The organism is Amphritea atlantica, from assembly GCF_024347255.1.
Classification (GTDB): Bacteria; Pseudomonadota; Gammaproteobacteria; order Pseudomonadales; family Balneatricaceae; genus Amphritea; species Amphritea atlantica.
The window spans coordinates 2,000,504-2,023,351 of the sequence record NZ_AP025284.1 but is presented as its reverse complement, the minus strand read 5'-3'; the positions used below and the strand labels follow the sequence as shown (position 1 = coordinate 2,023,351).

16 protein-coding genes are annotated in these 22,848 nt (G+C 52.9%); 1 reads left to right on the top strand and 15 read right to left on the bottom strand.

Going from position 1 to position 22,848, the window contains the following annotated elements:
• Positions 1-43: 43 nt before the first annotated feature.
• The 14 genes from OCU43_RS09190 to OCU43_RS09125 form a co-directional block, all read right to left on the bottom strand.
• Positions 44-2,641, bottom strand: a complete 2,598-nt coding sequence (locus OCU43_RS09190) for a hybrid sensor histidine kinase/response regulator (RefSeq protein ID WP_091353767.1) — start codon at positions 2,639-2,641, stop codon at positions 44-46.
• A complete protein-coding gene (gene nosP / locus OCU43_RS09185; protein WP_091353764.1) occupies positions 2,638-3,801 on the bottom strand; it encodes a nitric oxide-sensing protein NosP in 1,164 nt (387 codons plus the stop codon). Before nosP ends, OCU43_RS09190 begins: the two co-directional genes overlap by 4 nt.
• 224 nt (positions 3,802-4,025) lie before the next feature.
• Positions 4,026-5,144: a porin gene (locus OCU43_RS09180; RefSeq protein ID WP_175483425.1), complete on the bottom strand. Its 1,119-nt coding sequence runs from the start codon at positions 5,142-5,144 to the stop codon at positions 4,026-4,028.
• Positions 5,145-5,485: 341 nt separating this feature from the next.
• A complete protein-coding gene (locus tag OCU43_RS09175) occupies positions 5,486-7,279 on the bottom strand; it encodes a methyl-accepting chemotaxis protein (RefSeq protein ID WP_091353759.1) in 1,794 nt (597 codons plus the stop codon).
• A 242-nt stretch (positions 7,280-7,521) separates the two neighbouring features.
• Positions 7,522-8,247, bottom strand: a complete 726-nt coding sequence (locus tag OCU43_RS09170; RefSeq protein ID WP_175483424.1) for a M48 family metallopeptidase — start codon at positions 8,245-8,247, stop codon at positions 7,522-7,524.
• Positions 8,248-8,333: 86 nt separating this feature from the next.
• Positions 8,334-10,322, bottom strand: a complete 1,989-nt coding sequence (locus OCU43_RS09165; RefSeq protein ID WP_091353754.1) for a transglutaminase TgpA family protein — start codon at positions 10,320-10,322, stop codon at positions 8,334-8,336.
• A complete protein-coding gene (locus OCU43_RS09160) occupies positions 10,319-11,323 on the bottom strand; it encodes a DUF58 domain-containing protein (RefSeq protein ID WP_091353750.1) in 1,005 nt (334 codons plus the stop codon). Before OCU43_RS09160 ends, OCU43_RS09165 begins: the two co-directional genes overlap by 4 nt.
• Positions 11,324-11,358: 35 nt before the next feature.
• Positions 11,359-12,279: an AAA family ATPase gene (locus tag OCU43_RS09155; protein WP_091353747.1), complete on the bottom strand. Its 921-nt coding sequence runs from the start codon at positions 12,277-12,279 to the stop codon at positions 11,359-11,361.
• A gap of 214 nt (positions 12,280-12,493) precedes the next feature.
• Positions 12,494-12,976 (bottom strand): FKBP-type peptidyl-prolyl cis-trans isomerase, encoded by a 483-nt coding sequence (locus OCU43_RS09150; protein ID WP_091353744.1) that lies wholly within the window; start codon positions 12,974-12,976, stop codon positions 12,494-12,496.
• A gap of 162 nt (positions 12,977-13,138) precedes the next feature.
• The gene (locus tag OCU43_RS09145) at positions 13,139-14,170 is read right to left on the bottom strand and encodes an NAD(P)H-dependent flavin oxidoreductase (protein ID WP_091353741.1); all 1,032 of its coding nucleotides are present in this window, start codon (positions 14,168-14,170) and stop codon (positions 13,139-13,141) included.
• A gap of 1 nt (position 14,171) precedes the next feature.
• Entirely contained in the window at positions 14,172-14,804 is a 633-nt protein-coding gene (locus OCU43_RS09140; protein WP_091353738.1) for a LysE family translocator, read from the bottom strand.
• A gap of 51 nt (positions 14,805-14,855) precedes the next feature.
• Entirely contained in the window at positions 14,856-15,734 is an 879-nt protein-coding gene (locus tag OCU43_RS09135) for a DMT family transporter (protein ID WP_245756482.1), read from the bottom strand.
• A gap of 17 nt (positions 15,735-15,751) precedes the next feature.
• On the bottom strand, positions 15,752-16,501 hold the full coding sequence (locus OCU43_RS09130; RefSeq protein ID WP_091353732.1) for an ABC transporter permease: 750 nt from the start codon (positions 16,499-16,501) through the stop codon (positions 15,752-15,754).
• Positions 16,502-16,576: 75 nt separating this feature from the next.
• Entirely contained in the window at positions 16,577-18,409 is a 1,833-nt protein-coding gene (locus OCU43_RS09125; RefSeq protein ID WP_091353729.1) for an ABC transporter ATP-binding protein, read from the bottom strand.
• Between the two features lie 328 nt (positions 18,410-18,737).
• Between OCU43_RS09125 and OCU43_RS09120 the strand changes: the two genes are divergently transcribed.
• The gene (locus OCU43_RS09120) at positions 18,738-21,914 is read left to right on the top strand and encodes an EAL domain-containing protein (RefSeq protein WP_091353726.1); all 3,177 of its coding nucleotides are present in this window, start codon (positions 18,738-18,740) and stop codon (positions 21,912-21,914) included.
• A 40-nt stretch (positions 21,915-21,954) separates the two neighbouring features.
• Here the strand turns inward: OCU43_RS09120 and OCU43_RS09115 are convergent, their stop codons facing one another.
• Positions 21,955-22,767 carry an HD-GYP domain-containing protein gene (locus OCU43_RS09115; RefSeq protein ID WP_175483423.1) on the bottom strand — a complete coding sequence of 271 codons (813 nt, stop codon included), beginning with the start codon at positions 22,765-22,767 and terminating at the stop codon, positions 21,955-21,957.
• Positions 22,768-22,848 lie beyond the last annotated feature (81 nt).

The window sequence follows — 22,848 nt, the reverse complement described above, 5'->3', positions numbered from 1 at the left end:
ATTGGCAGAGCCTCTGACACCCTGCGGTTCACCAGCAGGGCGTTTATTCCAACAGATGATTGAGCGTCATCTTCAGCTTCATCGGTTTAACCGGTTTATTGATCAGCAGATAGCCCTGCTCGCGCACGATCTGTTTCAGTTCATTGGTATAGTTTGCGGTAATCATCACCACCGGAACCGGCTGAGCCAGTCGCCGGTTAAAATGGATGGCGGCATCCAGGCCATTCTCATCATTATCCAGATGGTAATCAGCGATTAATAATTTGGGCGCTTCCCCCTTATCCAGCAACGCCATCAACTGCTCCTCATCGTGGGCCGTTTGCACACGACAGCCCCACCCCTCCAGCAGAGTTTGCATCCCCCGGCAGATCGCCGGGTCATTGTCGATCAGCCAGATCTCGGCCGCCTGAAGCTGATCTCCAGTCGCTGGCTGATGCTGCTCTTTAGTCCTGACAGGAAGCTGATCAGGCCTGGCCAGGGGAACCTCGACAGAGAACATTGATCCCTTGCCCGGCACTGAACTGACGCTGATCTGATGTCCCAGCATCCGCGATATTTTATCAACGATCGCTAACCCGAGCCCCAGTCCCTTATCATTTTCCACAGGGCTGCCGTGCAGGCGTTTAAACTCCAGGAAGATATCGCCCAGCTTATCTTCAGGAATACCGAGACCGGTATCCCACACCTCAATAACCAGGCTATTCCGCTTGCGCCGACACCCCAGCAACACAGAACCATGATCGGTATAACGAATCGCGTTAGTCAGGAAGTTTCTCAGGATTCGCGCCAACAGCTGAGAGTCGGAACAGATCACCGCATTGCTTGCCACATAGCGCAACCTCAACTGCTCGCTGATGGCTACCTGCTGATATTCATTGGCGATATTATTCAGCAGACTGCTGGCCGGAAACACCGTGACGTCAGGTTCAATCACACCAGCATCCAGCTTGGAAATATCCACCAGCGTACTGAGCAGTGACTCCACATCATCCAGCGAACTGCCCACTGAGTCGATCAGATGCCGCTCACTCTGGACCGCTGGCTTTTCCTGCAGCGCACTGGTAAACAGCCGGGCTGCATTTAGCGGCTGCAACAGATCATGACTGACCGCAGCCAGAAATTTGGTTTTCGACAGATTAGCCTGCTCAGCATGTTTACTGGCTTCCAGCAGACGCCCTTCCACCTGTTTACGCTCAGTGATCTCCTGCCTCAACTGATCGTTCAGTTTAGTCAGTTCGGAGGTCCGCTCAATCACCCGCTGCTCCATCGTCTGATAGGATTCCTGCAAGGCATAGGCGGTTTTACGCCGCTCAGTAATGTCCCTGATCAGCACAAAGAAGCCCACCGCATGCCCCTCGGCATCCAGATTGGGCACATAGGCTTTGAGCATGTATCGCGGTCCGCCCTGAGGATCTTTCTCTTCGATCTCGAAGGTGACACTCTCACCCGACAGCGCCCTGTCAATATAGGGCTTGAGATTGACAAACTGATCGCCACCATGAACCATCGTGATGGTTTTGCCGATCAGCGCCTCCCGCGGCCAGCCATACCAGTCCTCATACACCTTATTGGTAAACTGGAATCGCAGATCATCGCCCACATAAGCGATCAGTGCCGGTACATGGTCGGTAATCAGGCGGATCCACTGTTCACTCTCACGCAATGTTTCAGCATATTGATGGCGCTCGGTAATATCAGTGTAGGTATTCACAAAACCACCCTCCTGAATCGGATGGGTACGAATCTCTATCACCTGACCATTACGCAGACTCTGCTCCAGCTCGATAGTCCCCCCGGCGTGGTGATGATTGGTGAAAGGGGTCAGCAGAATCAGCTCACATCGGGCGATCAGGTCCTCAAACAGGGGCTGTTCATTCAGCTCATCCTCACCAAAGCCTGACAGCTCCAGAAAGCGCTGATTCCAGACCTCAAGCCGCCCCTCTGAATTGATCAGTACCACCCCCTGAGAAAGGTTATCAACGGTATTTTGCAACACCCGGGATTTATCCGCCAGGGCGCGTTCCCGGCGCGCGGTTTCGTTCTGTTTAAGCTCGGTAATATCGGTATAGAGAATAACCAGACCGCCATCCAGCGTAGGCCGTTCACTAACCTGAAACCAGCGGCCATTCTTGAGCCGGTAGAACACCGAGTTATCCGTTTCATCCCCCCGCAGCTCTTCCTCGATCAACCCATGCTGATCCGCAAGCCGGCGAATATCCTGAATCCCCAGCCCCTCCTCAATGGAGACGCCAGTCCCCGCCCAGACCGATTCAAATTTGCTGTTATAAAGGACAATACGCCGCTCGCTATCAAACAGGACAAACGCATCGGAGATACTCTCAATACCATCTATCAGTCGCTGATGTGCCAGTTCGGCCTGCTGTTTTGCCTGACTCAGGGCGGAATTGCTGGTTTTGAGATCGCCCAGCGCGACATTCAGTGCAGCGGTTCTTTCACGGACCTGTTCGGCCAGTACAACAGAGTGTTCAAAAGCGGCATAGGGATCGGTACGGGTGGTAGCACTGACTTCAACCCGCTCGATCAGCACCCGGTTGATCTTCTGCAGTTTGCGGTTTTCCCGTTCCAGCTGCTCAACCCGCTGGACAAGGTCAATCGGCTGATCCTGCCCCATACCGGTCATGATTTTCTCCCGATCGCGACACCGGTAAAGGTCTGGTTAACATGCATCCCATCGATCTGCTCACCATAGGTGTTAAATCCCACCACCCGGTGGCGCTGCAACAGCTGGGAGACGGGTTCACTTTTACCACGGATCTGGGCCTCAAGCCGACGCAGAAAACAGTCGCACCCCAGGGTTAACAGATGCTCGCCGAGCGCCTCCTCTTCACGCGTCAGTTGCTGATCCAGCTTGGATATCATTTCGCCGGGCTCCATTAGCGTCAGCACAATACCGCTTTCAACAGCACAGTAGAATGTCAGGCTGAGATCATCGTTGACGCTCTGAATGGAGCGGACGAAGTACTCATCGCCTATTCTCACCGCGATCGGGTTCAGCGCAAACGACTCATGGTTCAGCTCATCCACCGGCACCCCGACAATGCGGGAGTACTCAATGGCTGCTGGCTCAGCATTCAGTTCCAGCACCCGGCGCTGTTCACTATCCGCTTCGGTAACTACCAGTTTGGTATCCCGGCTTTCCATATGATGACCACTGAACACTCTGAACTCACAACTGGTATTGATCAGAATAATCACAGCCGCATTGGTATGAAAAGCGCCATCAAAATAGACATGGGTATTCGCCAGGCAGATATCATCGCCAGCCGACCCTCCGAAGTGGGGAATACTGCCCAGAGCGGAGTCCAGTGTCACCAGCACCTTTTCCTCCTGAGTCGACAACCCGTCAAACAGTGTCAGGGCAAAACTATGATCTTTGATCGGTGCAACCTGCTGCTCGAGACACTGCTCAGATAGTTGCTCAACCACCCCCTGAGCATCATTAAAATCAAAGTGTTCCAGACTGCTTATTAAGCGACCACTGACAGCAAACGCCTCGCGGGAAAAACCGATCGCAGAGATACACCCCTGACCGTACCCCTCGACGGTTATCTCTCCAGCGGTGGTGCAACCGACCACCAACAGATCTTTGAAGCCCTGTTGAAACGCCTTAGCCAGCCTGTCCAACTGGTATTCCGCCGAGCAGAAAAAAAGAACAAAGTTGAGACCGGGCCAGTTAAGTTGTTGCAGCAGTTGGTCCACTGCCACCTGTTCATCACGTTCAGTCGTAAATGCAGTGCGCAGCTCGGGCTGGCATATATTCTGAGATGATTGCTTGGTCACAGTAGTCACACCGTCGTTTGAAATGACCCTTGAGTCTAAAATGGAATGACAAATGAAAACACTATACTTGAGTACTGAAGAGTAGTGCGAAATTGAAAAGAATTAAATAAGGTATTGTTTTAAAGGAATTAATAATAGAAAAAAGCAGGACTAAAGTAGTAGAAAAGCATCCTCACCGACAGAGGAAGGGGTTGTCGGTAAGGATGCGGGAGCTGGCTGACAGATTACCAGCTCAGCACAGCGCCCAGAGCAACCGTATCGGTTGCTGAAGTATCGATGCTGCCGTTATCGGTTTTGTGAACCGTATACTCAGCCACCAGTGTCAGATTGTCGTTGATGTTGTGGAACAATGCTGCGCCAGTGAGAGAATCCTTGGTGGTCACAGAGCTACCAGCTGCGGTGTTTTTTGTCTGACCATGGGAGAGTACCACACGGTTAGTTGAAAACGCATAGGAACCCTGTACCAGATAACCATCAGACTCAGCACTGTCGGTCAGCGTATTGCTGGCAAACACACTGCTGATGCCTTCCTGGTCGAACCCGGATGCAGTCAGGGCAAAACCTGCGGCAGCAATTCTGGCACCGTAAGAGATACCTTTTGCATCAACACCTGAAGTCACGGAATCACCCATGGCGCCACCAACCCAGGCCTTGACTGCAACACCATCGTAATCGGCAGTGTAGGTCGCTTCGGTTTCAAAACGAGCAGCGTTGGAATCACCCGCAGCGGTACTGCCCGTCGTATTTGGGTCCAGTACACCCACTGCAACCTGGAAGCCACTCATCACTGGCGAACGGTAGGTGATCTGAGCAGTCGGGTTGGCATATGGATAACCCGTGGTAATATTGCCAAACGTCGTATTACTGGTGGTAGCCGGTGCAAAACCTACACCCATCAGCAGCTCATCACCGAAGATATTGCTGCGGGCATAAAGACCAAAGTCCTTACCAAACAGCACCTGACCGAAATCACCATCGACGGTGGCATAGAACTGACGGACATCGATCATGGAATCAGTTTTAGTGCCGTCACCATCCTGATTGCTATCGTTGATAGAAACCCAGAAGGATGAACGACCACCCACGGTCAGATCACCGACCTCTTTACCGACATTAAAGCCGATATAGTTTGGCAGAAATCCCATCCGTACCCGGGAGGTTTTGGTGTTGGTATCAGCGACTTTATCTTCGCTATCCTGATAGGTGTAGAAGGCGTTGAAATAACCGTCTACTGAGAAGGTTGTACCGTCCTGGTCATACAGACTGATCCCGGCCATCGCACTGTTGCTGAATGCTACTGCCAAGGCCAACGGCACGCTGCGCCATAGTTTTTTATTATTCATTATGCCCTCTGATTCTTCATCGATTGGTTTGTTGTGTAAGTCAGGGCATTATTGGGCTTTGCGATAACCGGTAACAGGCGACTTTGGAGCCGTTCAGACCGGCAATTAGTTGCTCATTCCAAACCGCTCTATCGTCCCGGTCGCAAAGGATGAGCAGGCGTACGGCGAAAGTGCTTAAGACTAGAGCGGGGCCGTGATTAATCCTTTAGTACCTGAACCGCTACTTTAACGATTCATTAGAAACCACAGGCCCGGCTCAGTCCTGACAGGACAAAAAAAGGCCCGCTGCCAGAGGCAGCGGGCCTGTTGAACAACGCCTTTACCTATCGGCGTATACTCGCTTAATTGTTGCTCTCACTATCGAGCAGTAGCTCCGGTTTGAATCCCAGCGCAAACGCACCCCAGTGACGGCCGTTAACATAGAGCGGGAAGGTCAGATCATTAAGCACCTCACCGGTGTCACGGACGAACGTCTGCAACAGGAAAGGGGCGGTATTGGTTACCCGGCGCACTTCAGCGCGACTGCCTTTAAAGAAGCGACGATGACGGCTTTTTGCATTATCAACATTGAAATCGCCCGTCAGGGGCTCAGACACCTTCAGATGGTGTGCGGGGGCATAGCCGTCAACACTGATAGCCAGTGCGTAGATCAGATCAGGCTTCTGTCTCAGGTAGTCGTCATACATCGGACGTAACAGCTTTTCAAACGCCTCAACATAGCTGACATCAAATTTTTCGGGAAGACCTCCCTCATTAGTGCGTTTGTAGTTGCGATCAAACAGATCAAATCCCTGGCTGTTCAGTTGTTCCAGCGCCTCCTGTATCTGACGGGTCCACTCCCGTCCCGCCTGAATAATATTTTCAAAGCTGCCGTAGCCAATAATAAAGCGGGACAGCAACTCCTGAGTCTCCTCTGTTGAGCTCTCAAGTTCAGCAGAAAACTCTCTTGAACGCTCCATCTCATCGCGAATGTCACCACTGATACCCGCGATACGCTCCACATGAGAGTGAGACTCTTTGTTCGTATAGGAAAGCTCATCAAGGGTAGAGCTGATGGTGGTCAGTTGACTATTGACGCCTTCGAAGTCACTTACCAGCCGGGTAAACTGTTCGCTGGTATCACTGATAAAGCCTTCCGTGTTGCGCGTATACTCGAGAATATTGGAGGAGTTTGTCTTGGTATCATTAACCAGATCAGCCATCACCGAAATATTCTGATCGATCTCAGAGGTTGCATTCTGCACCTGCTGCGACAGATTTCGCACCTCATCGGCAACCACAGCAAACCCCCGCCCCGCTTCTCCCGCTCGTGCAGCTTCAATGGAGGCGTTCAGCGCCAGCAGGTTGGTCTGATCAGAAAAGCGTTTAACCATCGAGAGAATTTCAGTAATGGTCTCGGAACTGGCGCTGAGCTTCTCAACCGTACTCTGGAATCCGGACGCCAGCTCAGAGATAGTACGCACCTGACCCAATACCTGCTCCAGCTCACGACTTGAACTTCGGATCTCGTTCAGGTTGTTACTGGTATATTCAGATATTTTCAGGGTATTACCCGCCACCTCCTGAATAGCCGTGGTGGATTCCTGGCTGGAGATCAGCACCTGTTGTGCCTGTTCTTCCTGAGCGGTGGTTGACTGATGAACCTCCTGCAAGACTTTGCTTAACTGAGTCGCACTAAGCGCCACCCGGACACTGTGATTGCGCGTCTCTGCAATAATCTTTTTCAGACTGGTGGAAAATCCGTTATAGCTGGACGCCATTGTGGATATTTCATCGTGAGTAAAATCGGGCAATGTTGCGGAGATATCACCATCTTTATCTTTGATCGCACTGAGAACATCGATCATTTTACGAATCGGTCGTAAAAAAATGTGGCGCATAAAGAAGATCGTAAATAGCGAGGCGGCAATGGCAAAGCTCAGCACTAACCAGCTGTAAAACTCCAACTGACTAAGCCTGGATAGCAGCTCAGCGTTATTCGACGACTGCGACGCAGCCTGCTCAAGCTGACCCAGGCTATACCAGTTAAACCCCATAAAAAGCAGCGAGGGCAGAAGCAGGAAAGCTACATTTCCGACGATTTTACGGGTTAGTGAGTTGAAAAAATTTCGTTCTACTGTGTCATAGAGCCCCATACTCATCCACTTCTTTTGTCGTTATTATTCAAATACGGTAGTAAATGTTTTAAATGAAAACCCGCTCTGTATAAAGCAAAACACTACCCATTTCATGTAATTATCATCATTAACAGAGAGATAGAGACTAAAGGATTATTTTGTCACACCAAAGTTCTACTACCTGAGTTTCATTGAATCCTGAACTTTAATATCAAAATTCTCGTTATCAAAGATTATCACCGGTCAATAAACTGGCTGAGTTACAACCGATCGGGACGGGCTCCGACTGGAGGCCAGCACAAACCCGCGCCATGACTATTTAACCAGGCTTTCGCTTCAGCATAATCCGGGTAAAACCGGTTAACTTCCTGCCAGAATCGTGGGGAGTGATTCATCTGTTTCAAGTGACTCAGCTCATGAACAATAACGTAGTCGATAATCCTCACTGGCGCCATCATCAGCAACCAATTAAAACTGACCACACCACGACTGTTACAGCAGCCCCACTTGCGTTTATAGCTACGCACCACGATGGCGGTGGGTGATAGTTTCATCAGCTCACTCCACTCAGCTACCCGCTGCTGGAAGTAGTGCTGCGCCTGCTCCCGGTACCAACGCTCCAGTTGCTCCGGTACCACTTCAGCCTGCGGTTTACGGATGCGTCGGGAAAGCGATAGCTCAATAATCCCCGCACTCAGGTTAACAGCGGTCTCAGGCTTTTCGGTTGCCAGTTTCAGCATCACAGGCTCACCCAGCCAGCGCAGCTCACTGCCCTGCTCCAGTACCACCGGTTGAGGGGAGATCGGTAACCGTAACCTCAGCTCCTGCTGGCGGGTGGCAATCCAGTCACTCTTTTCGGCGACCAACTGGTTAATTCGGGACTGCGCCACCCGGATTGGAGCTAACACTCTGACACTGTCCGGACGAACCTGAATTTCGATGGTGCGCCGCCGGGAACTGCGCCGCAGAGTATAATCGGGTATCAAATGCGTCTCTCCGCAAGTTTTTGTGTGCACCTGTCTGAAATGACGAATCCGGTGATATAACAACCTTTCAGGCTTATCAGACAGAGTTATGACTGAGGGATCTGTGTACAGCAACGATTTATCAGTTGCCGGAACTGTTGCTGCAGCTGCGGATCAGAATTTTCCGCGTAACTGATCTGTTCATAACAGCGGGAGAGTGCAGTAAATTCATCCGAAAGTGAAGGAAACACCTGCCCCAACCGGGAAAAAAACTGTCCCGGAGTCTCGCCACAAAGACGCTGCATACCCCGTTGTTTCAAATGCTTATCCAGCCGTTGTAATGCTAAAAACAGTGGATCTTTACGCGGTCCCCGACGGATAAATAAGCTGCCCGCAACCGCCAGCAATACCAACCCTCCCGGCACCAGAATCAGTAATAGTATTCTGATTACGGAGATCTCGCCAAGTAACTGCCGTAAAAAACCGGTCTGATGCTCATGAAAATTCAGCACCCAACGGTGCCAGCCATAGTTCAGCGCCTCATAACGCAGCCTCAGCTGTTTTAACAGCGAACCACTCAGGAAACCGGTGCGCATCAACATCGAATCGGCCAGAAATGATGGCTCCGAACTGAACAACTGCGCTGCGGACTGTTCCAGCCGCAGGGGTGCCACCACCGAGGTGGGATCCAGCCGGTGCCAGCTCAGGTCCTCGCTATCCCAGTACTCAAGCCATGCATGGGCCTCGTACTGCCGCACACTGAGAGCACCATCCAGCGGATTCATCTCCCCCCCCAGATAGCCTCCAACCACCCGGGCAGGGATGCCAGCAGCCCGCAACAGAAAGGCTCCGGCACTGGCAAAGTGACCACAAAATCCCTGCCGTGTCTGAAACAGAAACTGATCGACAGAATCACGTCCCGATAGCAGAGGCGGTTCCAGAGTATAACGAAAATCCCTGGCAAAGAAGGTCAGCATCTGTGCCGTAAAGGCTTGCACCCCAGGCTGTTCGGATGCCCATCTCAACGCCAGTTGCCGGGCACGTTCATTACCATTTTCAGGCAGTTGCAGATAGCGGAGATAGTGGCCATCCGCCAACGGCTCCCGCACAGGAGCAGAGCGGGACACCAACGAATATTGTGTGCGTTGCATCAGGGGCTCCCCGCCCTGCAGGGTCAGATCACTGAGGCGACTCATCGTCGCTGGAAAGCTTAGTGGCACATCCAGCCCATAACGCCACTGCTGCCCGGTGGCTTCCATGACGATCTGGTAACGATAGTCCTGGTAAGCACTATTGAACTGAGTCAGCAAGGATGTTTGACTCTCCTGTTGCAATTCAGTACGGCTCCAGCGCCGGCCATCAAAGCGGTCGTAGGTCAGACCCCGCCAGTAACGCTGATTCTCTGGTGGTAAATCACCGTCAAAGCGGGCTCTGAAAGCGATGTCCGCTGACCGGGTCAGGCGGCTGACATCACCAGGTGAAAGCGAATCAGAAAGACCGGTAAAACTCTGTCCGGTATTCAGATCCACCTGCCAGAGCGGCCCCATTCGGGGGAAAATAACAAACAGCACCAGCATCATCGGCAGCGCCTGCATATAAAGCACGGCGGAGCGTTTCAATGGCCGCCAGATATCACTGTTCTGCTGACTACGATAGACAGTGTTCAGACAGGCTGTGACAACCACCAGCGATAACAGACAATAAAACGCCATCGGTATCGACTGAAAAAACAGAAAGCTGCAAACGATCAGCAGAAGCGCCACATAGAGCACCACCAGCGCATCCCGGCGGCGATACATCTCGGTCAGTTTGAGCAGAAAAGCCGCCACCAGAAGGCTGACGGTGATCACCATCGCCGACCCCGAGCGCAGTTCAAACAGCAGTCCCACCAGCACCAGCAAGAGCAGCACCAGACGTATGCTCCAATGGGGGAAGTTCCAGCGCCCGCTATGTACCATCAGGCGCCAGCCTACGGTCAGGACCGCCAGCAGAAACAACCAGCCGGGAACCACCGTGGCATAGGGAGCTGTCACCATCAGAATACTCACCAACAACCAGATCATACTGCTGCGGGTCAGTTGAAAGAGCGGTTTCACGGGCGGCTCTCCTGAAGCTCAACCGGGCTGTCCAGACCGAAACAGGCCAGCGCTTCCAGCACTCTGACCCGGTGTGATTCTCCCCGGTCAGGACGGATCTCGATACCGGGTAATCGCAGCCCATACTCCTCACCCCGTCGATGCAACTGCAACGCCCACCATGTCAGACGGGAGAGGCGGGCTTCGCCAGACAACTCAGGCCACAATTCCCAACTTAACCATCTGCGATTATCACTCAGTTCGACATACTGCTTGGCGTGCATCCCCTGCCCCCGGGCATAGTTTTTCCAGGCCACCCGTTTCAGCGACATGCCGGCCTGATATTGCTCCAGTCCGGTAAACTCCTCCCCCCCGGGGCGCTCGGCCAGATGCGGTGATTGCTGATCGCCCCCTGCCGCATCATGCATATCGGGCAACTGCCCCCCCTCGACGGGACGTGGGTAGACCAGGCTTTTAAGATCGACCTGCAACCAGGTCCAGGCTCTGAAAAGCCCCAGCGGATAAAACGTTTCAATCAACAGAGCATCGGCCGGCAGATAACCCCGACGATGAGTATTCTGATACAGGGTCAGACTGCGCTGTCGATCCTCAACCAGATCAATAGCGGCTCCCTCCCCTTCGCGCAAACGTAACTGAATACTCTCGTACTGCCGCGTCCCCCTCGCAGTCAGCGTCAGATCGAAAGCGGCCTGTTCCCCTAAAAAGCAGGGGTGACCCCGGACAAACTGAATCGTCAGTCCGGAGAGATTGGCATAGGTGTGCAGGATAGTTACCACGAACAGGCTGGCCAGCAGAAAAGTGACAGCAAACATCAGATTGTTCTGAAAGTTAATCGCCAGTATCAGCATCACCAGCAACAACATCAGGAACACGGCTCCTGCCTGCGAGGGCATGATATAGATACGCCGCTGACTCAGGGTCAGCTGTTTTAATCGGGGACTGCGGCGCAGGCTCCAGTCAATCACAGCCCGTCCCAATCGTTGTCGTATAGATCCGGTCAACTTTCACACCTCAACTCAGGTAGCATAGTTGATAGTCAGCCTACCACATCAACCTGACTCAGCAGTTGCTGAATCAGGGCGTTGGCACCAAAGCCTCCGATATCTTCTGCCGCCCGTAAGCGATGACCGGTAACCGGCCCGAGCAACTGCTGCAGATCCTCAGGCAGTACATAATCCCGCCCATCAATATAGGCCCAGCTTCGACTTGCGCTGAGGAGTGCTAAAGCGCCCCGCGGAGAGATACCAAAACTAAACTCCGGCGCCTGGCGACTATAGGCGATCAGCCGCTGCAGATAATCCAGAATGCTGTCAGACACTTTAACCGCGCTGCAAGCCTGGGTTATCTGCTCTAACTCTGCCGCGGATATCACTGCCGCCAGTGTTTGCAGGCGCTCCCGGGGATCGCCACCGCGCAGCAGTTCCCGCTCGGCCCGGGCATCGGGATAGCCCAGTTCTATCCGCATCAGAAAGCGATCCAGCTGAGATTCAGGCAACGGGAATGTCCCCTGCTGAGTTACCGGGTTTTGTGTTGCGATAACAAAAAAGGGGGATGGCAACGGATGGGTCTGCCCATCCAGACTGACCCGTCTTTCCTCCATCGCTTCCAGCAGTGCAGACTGGGTTTTGGGAGTGGTACGATTGACCTCATCAGCCAGCAATAACTGAGTAAATACCGGCCCGGGATGAAACTGAAAACGGTTGCTGGAAGGATCAAAAATCGTCACGCCGAGAATATCAGCCGGCAACATATCACTGGTAAACTGCAAGCGCTGATAGTCCAGCCCCAGCACTTTAGCCAGCGCGTGGGCCAGGGTTGTTTTACCCATCCCCGGCAGGTCCTCAATCAGCAGATGCCCCTGACTGAAAATACAGGTCAGGGCAAGCTTGATCTGCTCCTGCTTCCCATAAAGAACACTGGATACCGCTTTAATCACCGCTTCAATCTGGTCTCGCATCGGGACTCACTCTTCCTTTGGCTGGGTAAACATCCTATCCATTATATATACAGCAACGGGGGAAATAATCGATGACTCAAAAGCAAAAAGTGCCCAAAATCACCATTGCCAGCGCCTCATTCACGGGTAGAACTACACACGTAAGCAAGTCCAGACAATAAAAAAAGGCGCTGAGCGCCTTTTAATCGGGTGTTACTGTTGTTAATCAGTTAAATCAGTGGTGGTGCCCGCCTTCACCATGAGCGTGCCCATGTTCCAGCTCTTCTTCAGTGGCATCACGCACTTCAACAACTTCGACATCAAACTTCAGCGTCTGGTCAGCCAGCGGATGGTTGCCATCAACAACCACCGTCTCATCGCTGACAGCAGTTACCACAACCGGCTGCTGACCCCAGGCAGTCTGCGCCATAAAGCGCATGCCCACTTCAATATTATCGACCCCTTCAAACGCAGCACGGTCAACTTCCTGAATCAGTTCAGGATTCAGCTCGCCGTAACCCTCTTCAGGGGCAACCTCAACATTGATCTTATCGCCGGCTTTTTTGCCCGCCAGCTCTTTTTCCAGGCCGGGAACGATACTGCCGGTACCATGCAGGTACGCCAAAGGCTCTGCACCCTCCGAGGAATCCATCACCTCATCATCCAGGTTTTTCAGGGTGTAGTGTATCAGGACAATTTTTTTGTCAGCAATCTGCATTGTTCAGACCTCAAGTGTTAAAGACGTGAACAGCGCTGCTGACAGAGGCCTAGATTAGTGGAATATTTTTAATCTGGGGGTGAGAAATAGGATATCAACCCCTGAATAAAATTTTATACCGTCAGCGACGCTGCAGGCAAACCGTTTGGCCACGCCCTCTGCCTAATGGCAGAACAGTTCAGCGATCAGCTCGGCAGCAGGAACAGCACGACAGCCGCTACGATTCTGCCCACTCCACAGAGGTGAAAAGTCCCCCAGCCCCTGCCGTTCAGCCGCCGCCCGCAAAGGAGCGATTGATGCTGCAGCCAACGGAAACTCGGGCGCCTGCGGTGCCACAGGGCCTAACTCGGCCATCACCCGGTTGACAATGCCCCGGGCGGGTCCTCCTGAAAAAATATTGGTCAGCGCGGTAGGTGTACTGGGTTCCCGTAAAGCCTGCCGATGGATTTCGCTGACCCGCGATTCATCACACAACAGAAATACCGTTCCCAACTGCACTCCGGCAGCTCCCATCGCCAGCGCCCCCTGGATGCCACGTTGATCAGCGATACCTCCGGCAGCAATCACCGGTAATCCAATGGCAGCGATAATCTGTGGCACCAGGGCCATAGTGCCTGTCTGACTATTCAGATCCCGGTTAAGAAAAAATCCCCGATGACCTCCCGCTTCCACACCCTGTGCAATCACCGCGTCGACCCCCTGCTGTTCCAGCCATACGGCTTCGGCCACGGTGGTTGCACTGGAGATCACTTTACAACCACAACGACGCACCCGCTCAAGCAGATCAGGGCAGGGTAAACCGAAGTGAAAGCTGACTACCGACGGACGGTATTCTTCGATAACCGCCGCCATCTCACTGTTGAAAGGCGCACGACCTGGTGCAGCGGAAATATTATCAGGATCGATGCCATATTCGCGATAATAGGGCTGCAACTGGTTACGCCACCGTTGCTCCCGCTTTTGATCAACAGCCGAAGGGGTATGGGCAAAAAAGTTCAGATTGACCGGCTTATCGGTTGCCGCCCTGATCGTTTCCAGTTCAGCCCGCAGTTGCTCCGGGGTTAACATGGCGCAAGGCAGTGACCCCAAGCCTCCAGCGTTACTTACCGCTATCGCCAGTGCAGCGTCCTGCGCGCCCGCCATCGGCGCCTGAATCAGTGGCAGTTCAATACCAAAGAGCTGTTTTATATCCATTTTAATTCTCCGTGAGTGCCAACCGGGCACCCAGATAGATCAACACCGAACCACTGAGCGCATTAAATCCAATACTGACCGATTGACTCTGTAGCCAGTGACGGGCGCTGTTAACCGCCAACGCCAGCGAACACTGCCACAGCATGGCAATGACAAAATGTATCGCCGCCAGCCACAGCGACTGCGTCAGGGCGCTCCCCTGCGGATCAATAAACTGGGGCAGAAAAGCCATATAAAAGAGCGCTGTTTTAGGGTTCAGGGCATTCGACAAAAAACCCTCTCTCAGTGAGCGCCAGATCACAAAGGGTCTGCTGCCGGTATCCGGGAGCCTGAATACGCTGTGTCCCTGAACGATCCCCCGCAGACTGGTGAATCCCAGCCAGATCAGATACCCCGCACCGATCAGCTTCAGAAACTGAAACGCGTTGGCTGATTGCAACAGGATGACCGAAATTCCCAGCGCAGATACGGTTGCGTGCAGGAACAACCCGCAGCAGATGCCGGTACTGGTAGCGAAACCATCCTGCCACCCTCCCCGGGCGCTGTTGCGGATAGTCACCAGGGTATCAACCCCCGGGGTCAGGGTTAACAGAGTAATGGCAACCAGAAAAGTGGCAAACAGATGGCTCTCCATTAGCAGTAAAACTCCTCACTACACAGATTCAGTGAATTCAAAACATCCTCCTCAGACCGACGAACTGCGCCGCGCGAGCAGATAATAGCGTCCGACCACCACCAGAAAAATCCCTCCCAGCACCAGTAGTGCCGCAATCAGCAGGCGAGTAGTGATCTGTTCATCGGTAAACACCACGCCACCGGCCGCCGCGATGACCGGGACCAGCAACTGTAGCACCGCAGCCTGCACTGCCGATAAACCGCTGAGTGCCCGGTACCAGGCAGCGTAACCGATGCCCGAAGCGATCGCTCCGGAAAGCATCGCCAGCAACGCCCCATTGACAGTAATGACAGCATTACTGAGTGTCAGGGTAAAGAGGAGTGTCAGCGTAACCAGCGGCAGGGTGCGGAAAAAATTAAAGTGAGTATCGGCCAGCGGATTAACCGACCCCCGCCCCTTCAGGGTGTATATTCCCCAGGCAATGCCTGCCGCGGTCATCAGCACAAATCCCCACAGGGATGGGGTGTTGATAGCCGGTTTAAGCAGATAGACAAAACCGCTGAACGCCAGTGCCAGCCCCAACCATTCAGCCCACACCAGGCGGGTGCCCCGCAACAGACTCACCATAATCATGGTGATCTGCACTGCGCCAAACAGGATCAGTGCACCGGTGCCGGTATCGAGACTGATATAGGCATACGAAAAGCCCAACGCATAAATAAACAGCATCAGGGCGGCGGTCCAGCTGCCCCGCCCTCGGCCCGGGTCGGTTTCGGCTTTGCGCTTCTGTGTCAGATACCAGAGCGTTGACAGTACCGCGATCCCAGACAGCAAACGGATCACCGTAAAGCTGCCCGCATCGATACTCTGCTCACCCAGCGCCAGACGGCACAACACCGAATTCCCGGCAAACGCCAACAGGGCAAACAGGGTATATAGAGTAGTCATTAACAGCGCCGGCTGATTCATAAGTCATTCTCCACCAGGTCCGCATCGGCCGGACCGTTATCACGCTGCCGCCCGGACCGATCCGCGCGCCCCAGCTGCCACAGCATCAGCGCCGCTCCGCAGCCTCCGCTACCCAGCACCATGGTCATGATCATGATCTGGTAGCGTACCGCGATCAAAGGTGACACACCGGAAAGGATCTGACCAGTCATCATCCCGGGCAGGGATACCAGGCCCACCGCCAGAAGACTGTTGATTTGCGGAATCATCGCCGCCTGAAACGCGGTCAGCCGCGCTTTTGGCTCCGGTTTACCTTCCTGCAGTTCAGAATGATAGCGTTCGGTTGCCAGACTGATCGCATTCATCGTATTGGCAAAATACATCCCTGCCAGCGGGATAATCACTCTTGGCTCATACCAGCTGTCAACACCGATCACCAGAACCAGTGAGATAAACAGGTGTAATCCGGCCGAGCAGGTCAGCGCGATCAGCGTGGGTTTAAGGTAGTTGCGCTGATGATTCACCGGGCGCAGTGCGATCCAGCTGGCGATACAGATCATCACAACAAGCACCCCGCCAGTAATCCAGGGCGAGGGATTTTCAAACAGCGCCACCAGAACATAGCCGACGCCGATCAATTGCAATGTCATCCGCGCCGCTGACAACAACACCTCGGAGGCCTTGCCTGACCAGCGGGTATAGACAGTCGCAATCAGTACCACCGGAATAGCGCACCAGGCGAGTGACCCCCATGAAATTACATGCATCCGGATTCTCCTTATTAAGCGGTTTTACCCGCTGTACTACGGTACGTTATTGAGCTGTGGACCTGTGAACGAAACTCAGGTATCCATACCGATAAAGCCACCGGACTGATGCGCCCAGAGCTGGGCATAGATCCCCCCCTGTTGCACCAGTTGATGGTGGTTACCCTGCTCTACGATACGCCCCTGGTCCAGAACAATCAGCCGGTCCATTGCGGCGATTGTGGACAGCCGGTGGGCGATAGCGATAACGGTTTTACCCTGCATCAGATTGGACAGGCCCCGCTGAATATCCGCTTCGACCTCTGAATCCAGTGCCGATGTCGCTTCATCCAGAATCAGAATCGGCGCATCCTTCAGAATCACCCGGGCAATCGCGATCCGCTGACGCTGGCCCCCGGACAGCTTCACACCCCGCTCACCCACCTGAGCATCATAACCGGTGCGCCCCTGAGGATCGCTCAACCCAAGTATAAACTCATGCGCCTCTGCCCGTCTGGCAGCATCGATCATCTGCGCCTCAGATGCATCCGGGTGACCGTAGAGAATATTATCCCGCACACTGCGATGCAGCAGCGAGGTATCCTGAGTCACCATGCCGATCTGATGCCGCAGACTATCCTGCTGCACCCTGCTGATATCCTGGCCATCAATCAGAATCTGCCCATCAGCCAGATCATGGAAGCGTAATAACAGATTAACCAGAGTGGATTTTCCCGCACCTGAGCGCCCCACCAAACCGACCTTTTCACCGGGTCTGATATCCAGATTCAGGTGTTCAATCACCCCTTCACGCTTATCGTAGTGAAATGAAACATCGTTAAAGCGGATCGCTCCCGTCTCAACAACCAAAGGCTTTGCATCGCTGCGGTCGGTGACATCAAGCGGCTGAGACAGGGTATTCATACCATCATTGACGGTGCCTATATTCTCAAACAGCATACTCACTTCCCACATAATCCACTGAGACATACCGTTGAGACGCAAAGCCAGGCTGATGGCGATAGCGATAGCCCCCACCGTCACCAGGCTGAAACTCCACAGGTAGATCGACACAGCGGTGGTGATGAACAGCAACAGATAGTTGAGGCATTGCACCGTCACATTAAGGCCGGTGGCCAGACGCATCTGCCGGTAAACCGTGGTCAGAAAACCATCCATACTTTCCCGGGCATAATCCGACTCACGCTGACTGTAAGAGAACAGTTTCACGGTGGAAATATTGGTGTAGCTATCGACTATCCTCCCGGTCATCGATGAGCGGGCATCTGCCTGTATCGCTGACACATCCCTCAGACGGGGCACGAAATACCACATCAGCAGACAGTAACCTACCAGCCAGCCCAGTAACGGGAACATCAGGCGCAGATCAGACTGTGCCACCAGCACCAGCATGGAGAGAAAATACACTGCGATATAAACCAGGACATCAAGCAGTTTCATCACGGCTTCCCGCACCGCCAGTGATGTTTGCATCACCTTGGTGGCGATCCGCCCGGCAAAGTCATTCTGGTAAAATGACAAACTCTGACGTAACAGATAGCGGTGCGCCAGCCAGCGAACCGACATGGGAAAATTCCCCAGCAACACCTGATGTACGATCAGGGAATGGAGCACCACCAACAGCGGCAGCCCGATCAGCAACACAACGCCCACCAGCGTCAGAGTATCCCCCTCCTCCTGCCAGAATGTATCAGGTTGCTTATTGCTCAGCCAATCCACCAGTTGACCGAGAAAACCAAACAGCGAGACCTCTAGCATCGCCAACAGCGCAGAGCACAGTGTCATCAGCAACAGCGGCCACTCCATCCCCCGCATATAATAACGGCAGAAGCGGTATAGCCCCTTAGGCGGCTGACCGGGTTCCGGCTCAGGATATGGGTTGGTCAGACGTTCAAAAAATCGCAGCATCTACAGAATCCAAAGGCCCTAGCGCAGGCCCGTAACAAAAGTCAGAAATAATACCTGAAAGCCGGGCGGTAAAATATGCCTGCTGCCCCCCTGGAGTTAAGATTCCTATGCTCCACCGGGGTCTCAGACACTGGCAAGATCAATCACCATTTTGACCACTTTGCCGTTTATATTTAACCTGACTAGGCTAAGCTGAAGGGATATCAGGTATTTAACGTCAAACCATTATCAATCATACGCGCTGGAGACTCTCTAATTAACTCTGTTCTAACCCTGCTTATTGATACAGACTCTTTGTTTTATCGTTTAAATTTATGGATATGCATGAATGGTTCTTAGCCGTTTTTTACCCACATCCCTGCATAACCGGGTTTTAATTCTGACACTGGTAGGCTTTCTGTTATCTGCCGGAGGCACAGCGCTACTCATTTTTAATTACCTGCAACAAGGCTCCATCAGACTTCTGGTAGAACAGCAGCAAACCATGGTAGACATGGTGGTCCGACAGATGGATTCAGCCCTGCAAAAACGGGTCACCTACCTGGAAGAGTTCACTGATCTGCTGCACTCCCGATACCGGCTGCATCCAAATGAAAGAATGCAGGAAGCCCTGAAGCGGGATACCCAGCTACACGCGCTGTTTAATGGCGGGGTTGTCGTACTGAACCGGGAGGGTATATCACTGGTCGATTATCCAACAATCCCCAACCGCACCGGCATCGATTATTCTGACCGTAAACATCTGGAGAAAGCGCGCCGTTTGAAATCAACGGTGATCACCATGCCCCTGATGGGCAAGGGGTTAAAAAGCCCGTTGTTTGCCATCAATACACCGATACTCTCCGATTCAGGCCGGGTGCTGGGTTATATCTTCGGTGTCAACCTGCTGGCTCAGGATAACCTGCTTAAAGAGATATCCCGCATCTCTTTTACCGACGGCGGCCGGGTGATGGTGATAGACCCGAATCTGGGGATCTATGTAACCGATACACTCAAAGGGGTGCCACTTGAAAGCTATAAAAAAGAGAAGCACTGCGACTGTATTGAGCGGATCCAGGCTGGAGAAACGTCGGGTATAACCACTGACAGCCGGGGCAATCAGATCATCTATGCCTCCGCCATGCTAGACAAGATGGGCTGGGTTGTGATCCGTACCTACCCGCTGAGTAAAGCGATGTCGTCCATTAACATCCTCACCGAAACGATCATCGTTGTGATCCTGCTGATCAGCTTTATGATGGCGGGCCTGATCGCCTATCTGTTAAGAAAACTGCTGACGCCGCTGCGCAATGCCACCCGTGATATTCGTAAAATGGCTGAGGGACAGCTTCCAGAGCAGACCCTTACAGTGCAAAGCAATGATGAGGTGGGGCAACTGATCAGGGCATTCAATCAGCTCCACCGAAATCATAACCGCTATGAGCAGGCTCTCAGAGACTCGGAGGAGCGTTACCGGCTGACGATGGAGGCGACTCAGACCGGCTTGTGGAGCTGGAACCTGACCAATGATTCGATTCAGTGGGACAGCCAGTGTTACAAGATGCTCGGCTATCAAGATCAGGAGTTTCATCTTAACCGACAGCTGTTCCGTAAGCTGATGCACCCGGAAGACCAGGTGCGTTTCTACATCAACTTCCTCCCCCAGGTGCTGGACAACCTTACCGCCGAGATTCAGTTCAGGCTGTTGACCAAAGACAACCGCTGGCTCTGGATAAAGTGTCGCGGCAAACCGATCAGATTTGGCAAAAACAGCCACCCTATCTGCATCGCCGGAACCCATATGAACTTCGAGCAACAGAGGCAAACCGAACAACTGCGTCTGGCGGCGGCAGCATTTGAAAGCAACGATGCGATTATGATCGTCGATGCCGACAGCAAGATTGTTAAGGTCAATAATGCTTTCACACAGATTACCGGATACCAGGCGGAGGAAGCGATTGGCCATTCCCCCGCTCTGCTGCGCTCAGGGGTACATAAAAGTCCATTCTACGAAGATATGCTGGGAACCCTGAGCGAATCTGGCAAATGGCAGGGCGAGATCTGGAACCGTCACAAGAATGGTTCAATCTACATCGCCTGGCTGAATATCAACACCCTCTTCAATGACGACAATACGGTCTATCAACGGATCGCCACCTTCTCTGATATCACCGAGAAAAAACGGACTGAAGAGCTGATATGGACCCAGGCAAATTTTGACCCACTGACCAATCTGCCAAACCGAAGGATGTTTATGGACCGGTTAACGCAGGAGATTCGCCTGGCGGCCCGTTCAAAATCATCACTGGCACTCCTGTTTCTCGATCTCGACCGTTTTAAGGAGATCAACGATACTCTGGGCCATAATGTCGGAGACCAGCTGTTGATTGAAGTGGCCGATCGATTTAAAAGCCTGGTGCGCAGCAGTGACACCATCTCCCGACTGGGAGGCGACGAGTTCACAATCATTCTGCCGCAGATAGAAAGCAGCTCACAGGTGGAGCAGGTTGGCGAGAAGATCCTCAGCGTACTGAAACAACCCTTCATGCTGGAAAACCAGCAGCGCTATATCTCTGCCAGTATCGGCGCCACGCTCTACCCGCAGGATGCAGACAACGCAGAGCAACTGATTAAAAATGCTGACCAGGCGATGTATGCCGCCAAAGCCGCGGGCCGCAGCAAACTTCACTTTTTTACCGCGGGTATGCAAACCCTGTCACAGAAACGCTCACGGCTGATAAACGCTCTGCGCGAAGCGATCAGACAACACCAGTTCCAGCTCTACTACCAGCCGGTGATCGATCTGGAAAGCATGACGGTGGTGAAAGCCGAAGCGCTGATCCGCTGGAATCATCCGGACGAGGGGTTGATGTTCCCCCACCAGTTTATTCAGGCCGCCGAACAGGGAGGCATTATTCAGGAACTGGGCGACTGGATTTTCCGCGAAGCGCTGCAGCAGGTTAAACAGTGGCGCAAACAACTCAACCCACAGATACAGATCTGTATCAATGCATCCCCGAGCCATTTTGAAGACAGCGCGCAGAGCCCGGCCCATGACCGCTGGATAGCGATAGCCCGTGAGTCCGGACTTAACAATGCCGAGCTGAGCATAGAGATTACCGAAAGCCTGCTGATGGAATCTTCCGCAGACACCCAGCAAAAACTCGTTCAGTTACGGGACGCCAATATCCAGATCGGGCTGGATGACTTCGGCACCAGCTTCTCTTCACTGGCGCACCTGCGCCGTATGGATATCGACTATTTGAAAATTGACCGCACCTTTGTGCGCAACCTGCATGGCGACTCTGATGATCTGGTACTGTGTAACGCCATCATTGTTATGGCGCATACCCTGGGCATCAAAGTGATCGCCGAAGGGATTGAAACCGCTGAACAACACACCCTGATGCAACAGGCAAACTGCGATTATGGCCAGGGCTTTTTCTATGCCAGCGCGATGACAGCCAGACAGTTTGAACAGTGGCACCAAAAATTTAGTGAACAGCCATTATTACTGCCAAATTAATAGCGCCCTGCAGCAATATTATCAGCCCTGGACTCTCCCTTTAAAAGATTGAGGGCTGCTTTGCCGCCGCTTTGATCTCTGGGTAATTATCCAGAAAAACCTCAACAATCCCGGGATCGAAATGGATGCCCGCCTGTTCACGGATATACAACAGAACCTGATCTTCAGGCCAGGGCTGTTTGTACACCCGGTGTTCCGATAACGCATCCCAGACATCGATAATGGCAAAAATTCGTGCGGCCAGGGGAATCTGTTCCCCCGCCAGTCCTTGTGGGTACCCGGTGCCGTTCCAGCGCTCATGGTGGCAATAAGGAATGTCAATTGAGGGCTGGAGAAACTCAATATCTCTCATCAGATCCCGGGCAATCACCGGATGCTCCTTCATGATAACCCACTCATCCTGATCAAGCGGGCCGGGCTTGATAAGAATCGCATCGGGAATGCCCACTTTGCCCGCATCATGCATCAGCGCCCCCCGGGCGATATAGGTCAGCTCATCCCCCTCAATCCCCAACAGGCCGGCAAGCCTGACCGTCATTCGGGTCACCCGAAGACTGTGCTCACCAGTCTCCTTATGCCGGATATCCATCACCTGCACCCACCCCTTGAGTGTCTGATCATAACTTTGCCGAAGCTTCTGACTGACCTGCTCAATGCGGTTCAGATCAGCACGAATCAGAAACAGCAGTAACAGCGCCGTACAGCCGACAAATGCAAATCCCTTGAGATTCTGCACCCGCGTAATCATCTCTGCAGAATGAAACAGTGAAGAAACCAGCGCGTCTGAAAAGTAGATCCACAATAGCGCAAAGATCAGGTATATCAGCACAGTCCGGTAATAGGGTTTTATCATCAGATACCTCGGCTTCTGATACTCTGATTAATAGAATTTAGTTAAGATTAGCAACAATCTCTGACAAATAAATTCAGGGAG

Coding starts and splice junctions, on each gene's coding strand:
- OCU43_RS09190 (WP_091353767.1), bottom strand. CDS start 2,641: ATGACCGGTATGGGGCAGGATCAGCCGATTGACCTTGTCCAGCGGGTT.
- OCU43_RS09180 (WP_175483425.1), bottom strand. CDS start 5,144: ATGAATAATAAAAAACTATGGCGCAGCGTGCCGTTGGCCTTGGCAGTA.
- OCU43_RS09175 (WP_091353759.1), bottom strand. CDS start 7,279: ATGGGGCTCTATGACACAGTAGAACGAAATTTTTTCAACTCACTAACC.
- OCU43_RS09155 (WP_091353747.1), bottom strand. CDS start 12,279: ATGCGAGACCAGATTGAAGCGGTGATTAAAGCGGTATCCAGTGTTCTT.
- OCU43_RS09150 (WP_091353744.1), bottom strand. CDS start 12,976: ATGCAGATTGCTGACAAAAAAATTGTCCTGATACACTACACCCTGAAA.
- OCU43_RS09145 (WP_091353741.1), bottom strand. CDS start 14,170: ATGGATATAAAACAGCTCTTTGGTATTGAACTGCCACTGATTCAGGCG.
- OCU43_RS09140 (WP_091353738.1), bottom strand. CDS start 14,804: ATGGAGAGCCATCTGTTTGCCACTTTTCTGGTTGCCATTACTCTGTTA.
- OCU43_RS09135 (WP_245756482.1), bottom strand. CDS start 15,734: ATGACTACTCTATATACCCTGTTTGCCCTGTTGGCGTTTGCCGGGAAT.
- OCU43_RS09130 (WP_091353732.1), bottom strand. CDS start 16,501: ATGCATGTAATTTCATGGGGGTCACTCGCCTGGTGCGCTATTCCGGTG.
- OCU43_RS09125 (WP_091353729.1), bottom strand. CDS start 18,409: ATGCTGCGATTTTTTGAACGTCTGACCAACCCATATCCTGAGCCGGAA.
- OCU43_RS09120 (WP_091353726.1), top strand. CDS start 18,738: ATGGTTCTTAGCCGTTTTTTACCCACATCCCTGCATAACCGGGTTTTA.
- OCU43_RS09115 (WP_175483423.1), bottom strand. CDS start 22,767: ATGATAAAACCCTATTACCGGACTGTGCTGATATACCTGATCTTTGCG.